This is a genomic window from Shewanella aegiceratis, from assembly GCF_019457495.1.
Classification (GTDB): Bacteria; Pseudomonadota; Gammaproteobacteria; order Enterobacterales; family Shewanellaceae; genus Shewanella; species Shewanella loihica.
This window is the reverse complement of sequence record NZ_CP080416.1, coordinates 4,451,702-4,465,554: the sequence shown is the minus strand read 5'-3', so window position 1 is coordinate 4,465,554 and position 13,853 is coordinate 4,451,702. Positions and strand designations below refer to the sequence as shown.

Annotated in this window: 13 protein-coding genes; 11 read left to right on the top strand and 2 right to left on the bottom strand. The window is 55.8% G+C overall.

Annotated elements, in window-relative coordinates; all coding sequences use genetic code 11:
* The first annotated feature begins 168 nt into the window (after positions 1–168).
* From secB to K0H80_RS19455, 4 genes are all read left to right on the top strand, one after another.
* Positions 169–657 (top strand): protein-export chaperone SecB, encoded by a 489-nt coding sequence (gene secB / locus K0H80_RS19470; RefSeq protein WP_011867598.1) that lies wholly within the window; start codon positions 169–171, stop codon positions 655–657.
* Between the two features lie 6 nt (positions 658–663).
* Positions 664–1,683 (top strand): NAD(P)H-dependent glycerol-3-phosphate dehydrogenase, encoded by a 1,020-nt coding sequence (gpsA, locus tag K0H80_RS19465; RefSeq protein WP_220072677.1) that lies wholly within the window; start codon positions 664–666, stop codon positions 1,681–1,683.
* A gap of 357 nt (positions 1,684–2,040) precedes the next feature.
* Entirely contained in the window at positions 2,041–3,225 is a 1,185-nt protein-coding gene (locus K0H80_RS19460) for a BaiN/RdsA family NAD(P)/FAD-dependent oxidoreductase (RefSeq protein ID WP_220072676.1), read from the top strand.
* A gap of 155 nt (positions 3,226–3,380) precedes the next feature.
* The gene (locus tag K0H80_RS19455) at positions 3,381–4,481 is read left to right on the top strand and encodes an MFS transporter (protein WP_220072675.1); all 1,101 of its coding nucleotides are present in this window, start codon (positions 3,381–3,383) and stop codon (positions 4,479–4,481) included.
* A 62-nt stretch (positions 4,482–4,543) separates the two neighbouring features.
* Here K0H80_RS19455 and K0H80_RS19450 read toward each other — a convergent pair whose 3' ends face one another.
* Positions 4,544–5,239, bottom strand: a complete 696-nt coding sequence (locus K0H80_RS19450) for a hypothetical protein (protein ID WP_220043763.1) — start codon at positions 5,237–5,239, stop codon at positions 4,544–4,546.
* 104 nt (positions 5,240–5,343) lie between these two features.
* Between K0H80_RS19450 and K0H80_RS19445 the strand changes: the two genes are divergently transcribed.
* Positions 5,344–6,216 (top strand): LysR family transcriptional regulator, encoded by an 873-nt coding sequence (locus K0H80_RS19445; RefSeq protein WP_220043762.1) that lies wholly within the window; start codon positions 5,344–5,346, stop codon positions 6,214–6,216.
* A 43-nt stretch (positions 6,217–6,259) separates the two neighbouring features.
* Here the strand turns inward: K0H80_RS19445 and K0H80_RS19440 are convergent, their stop codons facing one another.
* Positions 6,260–6,412 carry a hypothetical protein gene (locus K0H80_RS19440; RefSeq protein ID WP_190272401.1) on the bottom strand — a complete coding sequence of 51 codons (153 nt, stop codon included), beginning with the start codon at positions 6,410–6,412 and terminating at the stop codon, positions 6,260–6,262.
* 243 nt (positions 6,413–6,655) lie between these two features.
* Here K0H80_RS19440 and K0H80_RS19435 point away from each other — a divergent pair, with 243 nt between their 5' ends.
* From K0H80_RS19435 to K0H80_RS19410, 6 genes are all read left to right on the top strand, one after another.
* Positions 6,656–7,786: an efflux RND transporter periplasmic adaptor subunit gene (locus K0H80_RS19435; RefSeq protein WP_011867591.1), complete on the top strand. Its 1,131-nt coding sequence runs from the start codon at positions 6,656–6,658 to the stop codon at positions 7,784–7,786.
* A 6-nt stretch (positions 7,787–7,792) separates the two neighbouring features.
* Positions 7,793–10,921, top strand: coding sequence for an efflux RND transporter permease subunit (locus K0H80_RS19430; RefSeq protein ID WP_220072674.1), 3,129 nt, complete (start codon positions 7,793–7,795; stop codon positions 10,919–10,921).
* A gap of 97 nt (positions 10,922–11,018) precedes the next feature.
* The gene (locus K0H80_RS19425) at positions 11,019–11,441 is read left to right on the top strand and encodes a PACE efflux transporter (protein WP_011867589.1); all 423 of its coding nucleotides are present in this window, start codon (positions 11,019–11,021) and stop codon (positions 11,439–11,441) included.
* 120 nt (positions 11,442–11,561) lie between these two features.
* Positions 11,562–11,909 carry a hypothetical protein gene (locus tag K0H80_RS19420; protein ID WP_144204099.1) on the top strand — a complete coding sequence of 116 codons (348 nt, stop codon included), beginning with the start codon at positions 11,562–11,564 and terminating at the stop codon, positions 11,907–11,909.
* Positions 11,910–11,988: 79 nt separating this feature from the next.
* Complete coding sequence (locus tag K0H80_RS19415; protein ID WP_220072673.1) at positions 11,989–13,128, top strand: BamA/TamA family outer membrane protein; 1,140 nt, start codon at positions 11,989–11,991, stop codon at positions 13,126–13,128.
* A 32-nt stretch (positions 13,129–13,160) separates the two neighbouring features.
* Positions 13,161–13,532 carry a hypothetical protein gene (locus K0H80_RS19410; protein ID WP_220043757.1) on the top strand — a complete coding sequence of 124 codons (372 nt, stop codon included), beginning with the start codon at positions 13,161–13,163 and terminating at the stop codon, positions 13,530–13,532.
* Positions 13,533–13,853: the final 321 nt, after the last annotated feature.

Genomic DNA, 13,853 nt, shown 5'->3' with positions numbered 1-13,853 from the left:
AGTGTCATCTCTTATAAAAAATGGCTTAAATCGCCCATCTGGTGGGATTTAAGGAAATACTAAAATCGGGATGGTGGCTGAGGTCTAGATTAGGACTCGAGTAACAAAGGCCCTGAAGATGATTCTCCATACGGAACGAATCGAACAAAATTGATTAGGTAGGAAATTATGGCTGAAGCAGTAAATAACGAACAACAGGGTCCACAGTTCAACATTCAACGTGTTTACACTAAAGATATCTCTTTCGAAACGCCAAACAGCCCAGCTGTTTTCCAGAAAGAGTGGAACCCAGAAGTTAAGCTAGACCTGGACACTCGCAGCGCTAAGCTGGCCGACGACGTATATGAAGTTGTTCTGTCACTGACTGTTACGGCTAAAAACGGTGAAGAAACAGCTTTCCTATGTGAAGTTCAACAAGCGGGTATCTTCGCTATCTCTGGTCTGACTGATCAGCAGCTGGCTCACTCACTGGGTGCATACTGCCCGAACGTACTTTTCCCATACGCTCGTGAAGCGGTTGGTAGCCTGGTTGCTCGTGGTACTTTCCCACAACTGAACCTAGCGCCAGTTAACTTCGACGCCCTGTTCGCGCAATACGTGCAACAGCGTCAGGCGCAGGCAGAAGCTGCCGGTGAAGCAGCAGAAGCGAACGCTTAATTACGCATGAACAACACTGCCGATATAACGGTACTGGGGGCGGGCTCTTATGGCACCGCCCTTGCTATTTCTTTAGCCAGTAACGGACACAAAACCCTTATTTGGGGCCACGAGCCTGAGCATATCGAGAATCTGAAAAGGGATCGATCCAATGAGGCGTTTCTGCCCGGTATCCCGCTGCCGGATCTCTTAATCCCCGAAGCCGACCTTGCAACCGCATTAGCCGCCTCCAACAATGTGTTGGTGGTCGTGCCTAGCCATGTGTTTGGTCTTGTGCTCAAGCAGGCTAAGCCGCTGCTGCGCAAAGATGCCCGCATCGTCTGGGCGACCAAGGGGCTGGAGCCGGAAACCGGTCGTCTGTTGCAGGAAGTGGCGCGCGAGATTTTAGGTGACGAGTATCCGCTGGCGGTATTGTCGGGTCCGACCTTCGCCAAAGAGCTGGCGGCAGGCTTGCCCACTGCAATCTCCGTTGCCGGTACCGATGAGGGCTTCACCAATGACTTGGTGGAGTTGCTGCATAGCCCTAAACGCCTGCGTGTCTACGCCAACGACGACTTTATCGGTCTGCAACTTGGCGGCGCGGTGAAGAACGTTATCGCCATCAGCGCGGGCATGTCAGACGGCATAGGCTTTGGTGCCAATGCCCGCACCGCACTGATCACCCGTGGTTTGGTGGAGCTGTCTCGCCTTGGCGAGGCTATCGGCGCTCAACCTTCTACCTTTATGGGCATGGCGGGTCTTGGTGACCTGGTGTTGACTTGTACCGATAACCAGTCCCGCAACCGTCGTTTCGGTTTGGCCCTGGGCCAGGGTAAGGATGTCGATACCGCTCAGGCCGAGATTGGCCAGGTGGTCGAAGGTTACCGTAACACTAAAGAGGTCTATACCCTGGCTAAGCGTCTGGGTGTCGAGATGCCGATCACCGAGCAGGTGTATAAGGTGCTCTACCAGGGCGGTACGCCACACGAGGCGGCTAAGGCTTTGTTGGCGAGAGAGAAAAAGTCGGAGACGACTGACAGCGAATAGTGGCCATCGGCGACTCATGCTAAAAATAACAAAGGGTGCTAAAATAGCGCCCTTTTTTGTATATGGACATACTTATCCCCGCTCACCATGGATGGTGAAAGAGGGGATTTATACACGGACGTATTTATCCCCGGTGTCCAGGAAGGACAAAGAGGGGATTTGTACTTGTGAATTTGAGTATTTATCCCCGCTCACCAGGGATGGTGAAAGAGGGGATTTATACACGGATGTATTTATCCCCGGTGTCCAGGCCTTTGATGTTCCCGACATCAAATGGCATTTTCTTCATCCGTGAAGGTCGGTGGACAAAGTGGGGCTGCGTTTGGTTGCTATTAATTTGTTTGAGGCGGTATTTAAGTGAAACATCATGACGTGATCATTATCGGTGCGGGCGCGGCGGGCCTCATGTGCGCGGCGACGGCGGGCTATCGCGGCCGAGACGTTCTGGTGTTAGATAACGGCAAACAGGCGGGGCGCAAGATTTTAATCAGTGGCGGTGGCCGCTGTAACTTCACCAATCAAAAAGTAGAGCCGGCTAACTTTATCTGTGCCAATCCCCACTTCGTTAAGTCGGCCCTGGCGCGCTATTCGTCTCAGGATTTTATCGAGCTGGTGGAGCGCCACGGCATAGAGTATCACCAGAGAGATCATGGCCAGCTGTTCTGTAACGAATCGGCCAAAGAGATTGTCAGCATGCTGCTGACCGAGTGCGAATGGGCGGGCGCTCAGGTGCAGCTCAGAACCGATATTCTCGCTATCAGCAAGCAGGATGACGGTTTTTTCAGGCTGGAGACCAGCAAGGGCGAATACCGCTGTGAGTCGCTGGTGGTGGCAACCGGCGGGCTATCCATGCCCAAGCTCGGGGCCTCGCCTTTCGGCTATCAGATCGCCGAGCAGTTTGGTCTTAAGGTGTTGCCGACCCACGCAGGCCTGGTACCTTTTACCTGGCACAGCGAGCAGAAACAGAAGTTCGAACCCCTGTCGGGTATCGCAGTGCCAAGTACCATTACCGCCAAAGATGGCACCCAGTTTAGCGAGGCACTGCTGTTTACTCACAGAGGTCTGTCTGGCCCAGCCATTCTGCAGATCTCCAACTACTGGCAGCCGGGTGAGAGTATTTCCATCAACTTGTTGCCCCAGCTCGACGCCGCCCAGGCATTGAGTGAGGCCCAGGAGCAGCATCCCAAGCAGAGCCTGCGCAATACCCTGTCGCAGTGGCTGCCGAAACGTCTGGTCGAGGTGTTATTCGACGAGGCGTTGCTCAACATGTCGCTCAATCAGCTGGTGCATGCTCAGCGCGATCAGATAGTGGACAATCTCCACAACTGGCAGCTGCTGATGAATGGCACCGAAGGCTATCGCACCGCCGAGGTGACCTTAGGTGGTGTGGACACCAACGAACTTTCTTCCAAGGATATGCAGAGTAAGAAGGTACCCGGACTCTATTTTGCCGGTGAGGTGATGGATGTCAGCGGCTGGCTCGGCGGCTTCAACTTCCAATGGGCCTGGGCATCGGGTGTCGCCGTCGGTCAGGCTGTGTAGTCGGCGCGCGTCCTCACATTCTCCTCCTCTGACGCGAATAATGGCTGGGCTTTTGCGCTCGCTGGCGGTAACTTACCTGTTTAACAGGTTTTTTCGCGAGATCATGAATAAACTTAACTAGAGGTCATGGTCGTTTTGGCTGAGGAGAGCGGGTATTGTCTACATCCAGAGGGGGCTTTAGTCTGTATGCCGGCGTTAAGATGTCGGTGGCGTCTAGCGTCTTCCTGTTATTGCCCATCTATTTCGATGTGATTTCCCGTCAGTTCGCCGAGCCAGTGCTGGCGCTCACCTATGTGGTGACCATAGAACTGGTTGGCTTCTCGCTGGCCTCTATCTGCTGCTTCTTCTGGCAGCGAATCAACTTCATTTCGGAGCGCGGTGTCTTTCTGGCCCTGGCACTCGCACACCTTGGCAGTGCGCTCTGCAGCGCGGTGGAGTGGTTCGTGGTCTTACGTTTCGCCGCAGGTTTCTTTGCCGGCATCTTGATCGTGCGCTGCTTCGATACCCTGTCCCACGACAAGCTGCCCGATGCCGCCTTCGGCCGGGCGATCGCCATGCAGATGCTCTACAGTGGTCTGTTGTTTCTCCTCTACCCTCAGCTGAGGCTACAGGGGGGATTCGATGGCCTGCTGGTGCTGGTGGCGGGCTTCTGTCTGCTGATGGTGCTGTTGCCGGTGGATACCCGGGCGCAGCAGATGCCGGTTATCAAAGGAGTGAAGACGGGTAAGGTGTTTCTCTATACCGCGCTGTTTGCCATCCTGATGATCATGTTGGCAAACGTGGGGGCATGGTCCATGCTGAGCGTGGTGGCGACCCGTATAGGTATCAGCGAGATCGATCAGGGGGTGATACTGGCGACCGGTACCCTGTTTAGCCTGCTCGGCGCTGTGAGCGCCTCGCTGTTGGCCAAATATGGCAATCGTCAGCGGGTGATCACCTTCGGGGTGCTGGGGCAAAGCATCGCCATCGTGCTCTTATTCTCGACCCGGGATCCTCTGGTCTACTTCGTGGCGGTGAGCTGTTTCATGTTTATGTGGAATTTCCTGCTGCCCTTCTTCATGGGGGTGATCTCTGAGGCGGACCCCGAGGGGCATGCCATTCGTCTGGCGGTGGCGGCCCAGTCTATCGGCGCCGCGCTGGCCCCGGCTGTGCTGCTCAAGGAGTGGGTGCTGTTCGAGCTGGTGATCTTCCTACTGATCACCCTGCTGCTGATCATGCCCGCCATCTACAACAACAGTCGGCTCAAGCAGCAATAGTTGGCAAGATTTCCAACGCTTAAAGAAACAGCCACCTCATTAGGTGGCTGTTTCGTTTCGACTTAGAAGTAGTAGTTGGCCTGTAACCAGGTGACTGTGTCTTCCTTCATGCGGCCCTGTGGGGTGTCGAAGGGAGCCGTGTACTCTACCTTGGCGCCGATGGAGATGTTGTCGGTTACCATCAGGCCTCCACCTACTTCGACCTGATTGATGAAGGATTCGTTCTTCACATGGTAGGTGCTCTTAGGGTTGGCATAGACCCAGTGACCCGCGTCGAAACCATACATGGCGTAGACGCCCGCCTGTACCAGGCTGCTACGGTCATACTTGTCATTTTCCAGCGGACGCTTGGTCTGGGTGCCACCCACACTCAGCATTGGGAAGATAGAGACGTTGTCGTTAAGCTGGAACTTGTAGATCATGCCGCCCAAGATGGTCTGGGTGTTGGCATCGCCAATCACATCCACAGAGTAGCCCAGGCCGTCGGTGACGTGGAAGTAACGGCCACGGCCGCTGAAGTCGCCGGTATTCTTGTCGCGGTTCAGATCTAACTGATAGATGTTGCTGCCAACGCCCATCATGCCGGAGATCTGGTCAACATCTTTGCTGGTGGACACGCCCACAGTGGTGAAGCTGGCGGTTGGGTCACCATAGTTGACCTTCTCTTCGGCTGGCGCCTCGGCGGCCATAGCGTTTAGTGACAGCAGGGCACTGGTGGCGACTGCTATGATTGAGGTTTTTGCGATTAATTTGCTCATAGTCTTGATCTCTAGTCTTGGTTGTAAAATGTACTGGCGTTAGTATCTCCGATGAGCTTTAATCACTAGAGTTAGTAAGTATCTTGTAATCGAATAGGTCGCAAATGTTAAATCTAGAACAACTCAACGCATTTATTGCCGCCGTAGAGAAAGGATCCTTTTCGGCCGCCGCCCGACACATAGGCAAGAGCCAGAGCTCAGTCAGCATAGGGGTGAATAACCTCGAGCTGGATCTTGGGGTCGAGCTGTTTGACCGCAGCACCAAGTATCCTCAGCTCACCGAGCAGGGCGAACGACTCTATCATCAGGCCAAGGCGCTTATGCGCCAGGCGACTCGTATGGAGAGTTATGCCAAGGGGGTGATCGAGGCGGTCGAAGATCAGCTGGTTATCGGCGCCGACCCTCTGGTGCCCATGTCAGTGTTCGACTCGGCGCTGGAGAAGATGGCGGAGAAGTTTCCCTTTACCCGGGTCAAACTGGTGAAGCTCACAGGCAACCAGCTCAATCGGGCGATCGAAGCCGATGAGGTCGATGTCGGCTTTAACATCATGTCCGAGGCGGTGCCTGAGAATCTGGATTTTATCGGAATTGCACGTATCGAGTGGGTGTGTATCTGTAGCCCAGACTATAAGTTTGCGGATCTGGAGGCGGTAGACAGCGAGATGTTGATCAACGAGCGGCAGATCGTCTGCTCCAGCATGTTGCAAAACGAGTATCTGGCCAAGCTTGGGCGCGTGTCTCAGGAAACCTGGGAGGCGTCAGATCTGGATGACATGATACGCCTGGTGGAACAGGGTATCGGCTGGGGGATCATTCCCTTGAGCATGTATGAAGAGAAGGCGGCCATAGGCACGCTCTCAACCTTTAAGCCTGTCATCGAGAAGGAGACCGGCCTGATCACAGTGGATCTGCTGTGGAAGTCGACCGCGCAGCTGGGCCCGGCGAAGAGCTTCTTCATCGATCTACTCAAGCGCTAATCATCCACGCGAATGGCAGAGGCATGGCAGCTGAGACAGGGTATTAGTGTCTCAGCAGCTCGATCACCACTTGCTGAATGGCCAGGTCCTGGCCGAATAACGATTCGTAAACCACAAATAAGCTGATGATGGCGCCGGCGGTGATCACTGTCATGAACTGATCCATCTTGCCCAGGCTGGTATTTTTGCTAAACATGATAACCTCGATATAACGTGTTGCTGTTGGTGAGGCCATTATCTATTAACAATGTTGCCGCGGTTAATTAATAACCATCTATATTTCGAATAGATTGGCGCTTTCATCTCCGCCAAACACCCGTCTGATATCCATTCGATAACCTAATAATACCTAGTTAAAAGTATTAAAAACTCCTCTGTATAGTGGTCGCAATTTAATCGTTTGTGGCACATGAGTGTCGATGCTTGAGAAGAGGTCATTATGGGTACGTCAGCCAAAATTATCGCGATTTCCCTTCCAATTCTACTCGCTGCCTGTTCGCAGCAAGCCGAAGTCGACGGGGAGTTCACCGAACAACCTAAGGTCACAGTTCAGGTTATGCAACCTCAGCTGATCCAACTCACCGAACAGTTCATGGGTAAGACCCAGGCGGTCGATCAGGTGGAGATCTTGCCAAAGATCTCCGGTTACCTGATCAGCCAGGTCTATACCGATGGCGCCCACGTTAAGAAGGGGGATCTGCTGTTCGAGATCGACCCTAAGCCGTTTCAGGCCGAGGTCGCCCGCCTAGAGGCTAACCTGGCGCAGAAGACGGCGCAGATGATGCTACAGGCGAAGAAACATGAGAAGGCCCAGGCGCTGCTGACGCAAGATGCCCTGAGCAGCCTGGAGGTCGAGCAGATTGAGGCCGAGCTACTCGGCATGAAGGCCGAGGTGCAGAGCGCCAAGGCTGAGCTCAACTATGCTCAGCTGGATCTGGAAAACACCCATATTTACGCGCCTTTTAACGGCATCATGAGCGACAGCCGCGTGAGTGTCGGCGCCCTGGTTGGCCCAGATGCCGAGCCACTCACCACACTGGTGAGCAGCGACGCCATGCATGTGGACATCAAGCTGGACGAGAAGCAGTATCTCAACGATCTGCAGAAGCGCGTGCAGGCGGGCGAGGAGATAGCGTCTCCCGAGATGGCGCTGACCCTGGCCAATGGCACCCTGTACAACCATAAGGGTGAGGTCGACTTCATCGACAACCATGTGGACAGCCGCAGCGGTTCTATCCGTTTTCGCGTGACCTTCCCCAATCCAGAAGGCCTGCTGGTGCCAGGCCAATTCGTCTCCGTGTCCTCGCGCGAGCAGGTGGCCCAGCAACAGCTGGTGGTGCCTCAAGCCGTGGTGCAGGAAGATCAGGGCGGTCGCTACGTGTTGACCGTCAACCAGGACAATGTGGTCGAGGCCCGTTACGTCAAACTGGGTCTGCGTCAGGCCAATACCTGGATAGTGCAGGATGGCCTGCAAGCCGGTGAGCGCGTGATACTCAGCGGTCTACAGTCGGTGCGTGCCGGCGTCGAAGTCGACGTGCAGCAGCCTGTCGCCCTAGCGAAGAAGGGGTAACAACTCATGGCCGATTTCTTCATTAATCGCCCCAAGTTCGCCATCGTACTCTCGATTGTGCTGACCTTGGCCGGCTTACTCAGTCTGGCAAGAATGCCAGTATCGCAATTTCCCAGCATAGTGCCGCCCTCTATCGAGGTGTTTGCCGTGTTCCCAGGTGCCGACCATAACACCATACGCAACACGGTCGCCTCGGTGATCGAACAGGAGATCAACGGCGTCGAGGACATGATCTATATCGAGTCCAAGTCGAACAACGATAACACCTACCTGGCCTATGTGACCTTTGCCATTGGCACAGATCCCGACAAGGCCCAGGTGCTGGTGCAGAACCGGGTCAACAAGGCGATGGCCAAGTTGCCCGAAGAGGTTAAGCGTCAGGGGGTGACGGTCGAGAAGGTGGCAAACTCCATCTTGATGACGGTCAACACCTACTCGCCCAACGGCAGCCATGACAACCTCTACCTGTCTAACTATGCCTCGCTCAACATCAAAGACGCCCTGCTGAGGGTGAAAGGTGTGGGCAAGGTGCAGGTGATCGGTGAGCAGAACTACTCGATGCGCGTCTGGCTCAACCCAGAGAAGATGGCCGCCAAGGCGATCACCGCCAACGATGTGGCCGCAGCCATCAGCGCACAAAACACCACGGTTGCAGCCGGTAAGCTGGGCGAGCGTCCTTCATCCGGTAATCAGGTGTTCCAATACACGATTCAGACCAAGGGCCGCCTGGTGGATGTCGAGGAGTTTGAAAACATCATACTGCGCGCCGACAACCAGGCCGGTTTCATCACACTGAAAGACGTGGCCCGTGTCGAGCTAGCGGCGGAGCAATACTCTGCCATGGCTACCTACGGCAAGAATGAGAGCCCTATCCTGGCCATCTACCAGGCGCCGGGTGCCAACGCCCTCGAGGTTGCCGAAGGGGTACGCGCCGAGATGAAGCGTCTCAGTCAGCGTTTCCCTGCCGATATGGAGCATGTGATCAGCTACGACTCCACCACCTTTATCGAGGTGTCTATGGATGAGGTGTTCGAGACCCTCTATATCGCCATCGGCCTGGTAGTTGTCGTGACCTTCCTCTTCCTGCAGAGCTGGCGCGCGACCCTGATCCCCTCGATCGCCATTCCCGTCTCGCTCATCGGCACCTTCGTGGTGATGGCGGCCATGGGGATAGATATCAACACCATCTCCATGTTCGGCCTGATCTTGGCTATCGGTGTGGTGGTGGATGCGGCTATCGTGGTGATAGAGAACGTCGAACGCCTGATGAGCGAGGAGCATCTCGACAGCAAGGCGGCGACCTCCAAGGCGATGAAAGAGGTGACAGCCCCCCTTATCGCCTCGGCATTGGTGCTGCTGGCGGTATTCGGGCCAGTCTCCTTCGCCCCTGGCCTGGTGGGCCAGATGTATCAACAGTTTGGTGTGACCATCTCGGTATCGACAGTGATCTCGACGGTGGTCGCCCTCACCCTGACACCAGCCCTGTGCGCCGCACTGATGCGCCACGAGGCGCCAAAGACACGTGGCCCATTGGCCTGGTTCAATCAATTCATCAACAGGCTGACCAATGGTTATGTCTCGTCGGTAGGCTTCTTCGGTAAGCGTCTAATGCTATCGGGTGCGCTGCTGGCCCTGCTGATGGGCGCCATCGTGTTGCTGGGCGACAACATGCCTAAGGGCTTCATCCCAGCGGAAGATCAGGGCTCATTCATGGTGGACATGAACCTACCGGAAGCCTCGGCGCTGGACAGAACCGACAAGATGGTCGATGAGATGATCAGCGAGGTCAGTGCCCTCGAAGGGGTCAAGCATGTGGTGGCCGCCAAGGGCTATAGCCTGCTCAAGGGCGCCTCATCGTCTAACTCTGGCATGATGATCGTGGTGCTGGACGACTGGAGCGAGCGTCAGACGGCAGAAACCTCAGAGTTTGCGCTGGTGGCCCAGGTACAGGCGATTATCGATCAGAACAAAGATGTCACCGGCATGGCGTTTTCTATGCCAGCCATTCCCGGCCTGGGTAATGCCGGCGGTCTGACCCTGCAGGTTGAAGATCTCAGCGGTCGCAGCGTCGAACAGATGGCGCCCGCGCTGGATGGTTATCTGGCGGCGCTCAACGATGCCGACGAGATCGCCATGGCCTTCACCACCTATAGTGCCAACGTGCCACAGCTCTATCTGGATGTGGACAGAGCCAAGGCGATGGCGCTGGGCGTCGATCTTAACGAGGTCAACAGCACGCTGTCTGCCATGATGGGCAATATGTATGTCAATGATTTCACTAAGTTCGGTAAGAACTATCAGGTGAACCTGCAGGCGGAGCAATCTTACCGCTCGCAAGAGAAAGACCTGGAGCAGATCTATGTACGCGCCCTGTCTGGCGAGATGGTCAAGCTGTCGAGCTTTGCCGCCTACAAGCCGCTGGTGGGCTCGGACAACACCGCCCGCTACAACCTGTACAACACGGCGCAGGTGATTGCGATTCCGGCCGACGGTTACAGCTCGGGTGAGGCCATCGCCGCCATGGAGCAGATTGCCGACACCAGCCTGCCACAGGGCTACGCCTACGAGTGGACCGGCATGACCTATCAGGAGCTACAGGCGGGCGATTCGGCGCCTATCCTTTTCGCCCTGGCGCTGCTGTTCACCTACCTCTTCCTGGTGGCGCAGTACGAGAGCTGGATGATCCCACTGGCGATTATCCTCTGTGTACCGACGGCGCTGTTTGGTGCCCTGGGCTTCACCGCCCTGGCAGGTGGCAGTATCAACCTCTACACCCAGGTGGGCCTGGTACTGCTTATCGGTATGGCGAGTCGCAACGCGATTCTGATTGTCGAGTTTGCCAAGGTGCTGCGTGAAGAGAAGGGGCTCTCCATCATGGAGGCGGCAAAGCAGGCGATTGCCCTGCGCCTGCGAGCGGTATTGATGACGGCCTTCTCCTTCATCCTGGGGGTAGTGCCTCTGGTTATAGCCTCGGGGGCGGGCTCAGCCAGCCGTAACGCCCTAGGTATTGCCAGCTTCGGCGGCATGTTGATTGCCACAGTGATCGGCTGTCTTCTGGTGCCAATCTGTTTCATCGCACTGCAACGCCTGCGTGAGCTAAGACGCTCACCCGAGGCGACTGAAGTGACGGCTTAAGGTTTATGTTCTCCGCCGGCGTATCAATGTTTTGGCTGACGGCGTTGCCGGTTGGAGAACACTTTATTCTGCTGCCAAGTTGGCGCAGGGGGTTATCATGCAACATAAGACGAGATTCGATCGCATCAGGTATCTAGTAGGGTTCGAGCTGGGGGCCATGGTGTTAGCCGTGCCTCTGGGTGCCTGGCTGACCTCGGTCGATTCTCGTGCCTTGTTGGCCCTGGCCATAGGCATGTCGCTGATTGCCGCGGCCTGGAACTATGGCTATAACCTGCTGTTCGACAGAGCCATGCTCTACTTCAAGTCGACCATGGTGAAATCCATGGCAGACAGAGTCTGGCACAGCCTGTTGTTTGAGCTGGGGCTGCTGTTTATCTCTGTGCCTATCATGGCGGCCTATCTGTCCATCTCACTATGGCAGGCCTTCTGGCTGGATATCGGCTTCGTGGTCTTCTATCTGGTCTTCAACTACTGCTACACCTACCTCTACGAGAAATTTTTCTACGCGTCGCGGGGCTAAGGCCTCGCGCTTGGCGCATTCCTACCAACCTATTACAAAATCGAATGATAGCTAACTAAAGCTATTCGCTTTTTGCTCTTATCATGACCTGGACATTAACAGCATGATTCGGAGCATAAGATGAAAATCAAACCCTTGTTACTCGCTTTATCCCTGAGTGCGGCTTCTGGTTTCGCCATGGCCGATTACTGTGACGACACCCTGGGCGATGTGGTGGCCGGTGCCATCGAAGGTGGCCTCATAGGCACCGCCGCGGGTGCCATCGCCGACGGTGGTGAAGGCGCCAAGCGTGGTGCGGCCATCGGTGGTGCCATTGGTGCGATCGACGGCCTGGTGGAAGGCGAGGTGAAACGCGAGCGCTGCAAGCGTGACCTCGAAGACATTGAAGACGCCATCATAGAGCAAGAGATCGAAGACGCTTACATCGAAGATGCGATCATAGATGACGCCATCATCAACGGTTATTAACAGAATGCGCTTCCCGCATAGACCTTAGCGACGAAAGGGTTTCTCGCTAAGGTCATCCCAACTTCCGAGGCAGAAGATTATGGCAACCCCCTGCTACCCCCGCCTTTTAGTACTCAGCCTGAGCCTTCTAGCCGGTGCCAGTCAGGCAGGTTTCACCGATCAGTTTAAGGATCCCACCGATGGCCGTGTCGATGCCAGTCAGTGGATCCTCAATAACGCCCACGGCTTCATGCCTGTGCCGATTCTGATCACCGAGCCTGCGGTAGGGGTGGGCGGCGGCGCCGCCCTGCTGTTCTTCCATGAGTCCGAGTCGCAAAGGCAGAAGCGGCTCGAAGACCCCTTGGCCGTGGCCGAGATCCCGCCGAGCGTTACGGGCGTGGTGGCCGCCGGCACCAATAACGGTACCAAGCTGGGTGGCTTGTTTCATTCGGGTAACTGGCTGGAAGACAGGGTGCGATATCTGGGCGGCATCTTCGCCGCCGATCTCAAGCTCAAGGCCTACACGGGTATCGACGCCCCGGCCATGGGTTTCTCGCTGCAAGGCTGGCACCTGTTTCAAGATATCGATGTACGCCTGGGACAGAGCAACTTCTTCCTCGGCGGCGAATACAGCTATACCCGCTCCGAGGCCGAGTTCGACCTGGGCGGCGAGCATCCGCTCAACCAGGAGAGCGCCATGGTCGATAGCGATGGTGCCCTGGGGGTCAAGCTCACCTACGACAGCACAGACAACCATTTCTCGCCCCGCAGCGGTATCAAGGCGCGGCTGAAGAGCACCCAGCACGACAAACGACTCGGCGGCGACTTTGACTATCGCACCGACAGCGCCTTCCTGCATGCCTATCACAGGCTGAATGCCAAGTGGGGCGTCAACATGCGTCTGGATGCCAAGTCGCTCTCGGGCGATGCCCCCTTCTACGCCTTGCCTTACCTGGACATGCGCGGCATGCCGGCGATGCGTTATCAGGGGGATGATACCGCCTTGGGAGAGGTCGAGGTGAGTTATGACCTCGACGATCGCTGGACCCTGCTGGGCTTTGCCGGCGCCGGTAAGGCGATGATGGCAGACGAGCGTTTTTCCGATAGCTCCTGGCTCAAGGCCCAGGGGGTGGGCTTTCGTTACCTGATGGCGCGCCAACTGGGGCTGCGCACCGGGATGGATATCGCCAAGGGGCCAGAGGAGTGGACCCTGTATTTACAGGTCGGTGGGGCCTGGTAAGTCATTTTTGATTAGCACAAGAGGTAATTTCTATGGCCAATTTAAATAAAGTGTGTGAACCCGTCGGCGGCGTAGAGCAGTTTCTATTGCCCGAGTTGCCCCTACTCAAGCAGCGTCGCTCTAAGCTGGTGGGCGTGCTGGGCAGCCTGATGGTCGCGCTTATGCTGTCGATTATTGCCAGCCAACCCGTGCGCGCCGAGTGGGAATGTGCCGCCGGCGACTATGACTGCATCGAGCTCAATCACGATGTTATCGAGCGTGCGCTGGACGAGCGCCTGGCTAAGTTCGAGGCGCAGAAGAAGGCCGAGCAGGCGGAGCAGAAGCAGCGTCAACTTCAGGCCGACAGACTCTGTCTTGCCGATGACGATCCTTACCATTCTCGCGTCGACGAGTGTGAAAGATAACCCCTGGTGGCAGGGTGAGCGCCTCGAGTCTCTTGGTGCTTAACCCTGCTGCATTCATTTCCTCTGCCTCCCTGTGTTTCTGCGTACTCGTCGCGCCGCTATCTCCGTTCATCAGGTTTCTAACTAAGGCTCTGATTAACTTAGTCTCAGATTAACTTAGTCTCAGACTAACCTTCTTTGCCGACCATCTTTGCTAATCACTCCCCTTAGCCGTTTTGCCTTGGTTTATATTTGCCTTGATTTATATCTGCCGAAGGTTTATTTCCGCCGAAAGCTTTTTAGGAGCCAAGGCTGTTTGTCGTTAGGGCTTTGCTCATTTCT